This is a genomic window from Enhygromyxa salina, from assembly GCF_000737335.2.
Classification (GTDB): domain Bacteria; phylum Myxococcota_A; class Polyangia; order Nannocystales; family Nannocystaceae; genus Plesiocystis; species Plesiocystis salina_C.
On sequence record NZ_JMCC02000329.1, the window covers coordinates 1 to 509 of the forward strand.

Below are 509 nucleotides of genomic sequence, written 5' to 3' on the forward strand. Positions count from 1 at the left end.
AGCTGCCCGTCACTGTTAAAGACAGGGTTATAAGTTGCATGGAACCACAGAGGATCTCCCTGACGGTTAAGACGTGGAAACTGACCAGAAAAAAACTCACCCTGATTCAGCCTCTCCCAGAACTGTCGGTATTCATCACTTTTGTAGAGCGTCTCGGCACAAAACAGACGATGATGCTTACCGATGACTTCATCCCGCTTATAGCCAGTGGCATTGACGAAATTTTCATTTGCTTCAAGCACGATCCCTTCAGGATTGAAGGTGATGATGGCCATAGAACGGTTTATGGCATTTACGACTGCTTCCTGCTCAAGCGCAGAATGCACGCGCTCAGAAATATCGGCAGCAATTTTAATGACTCTGGTCACACGGCCGCGCCGGTCAGTAACGGGGATATAACTGGCTTCAAGCCATACGGAACGATTTCCCTTTGCCAGCCGCAGGTACTTGCCACTAAAGCTTTCGCCCCTGGCAAGGCGCTGCCAGAACTGGCTGTATTCTGGTGAATT

At 49.5% G+C, this 509-nt stretch carries 1 protein-coding gene; it reads right to left on the reverse strand.

What is annotated here, in order from left to right; translation table 11 throughout:
- On the reverse strand, positions 1 to 509 hold a 509-nt coding region (locus tag DB30_RS41120), incomplete at both ends, for a PAS domain-containing protein (protein WP_146663015.1).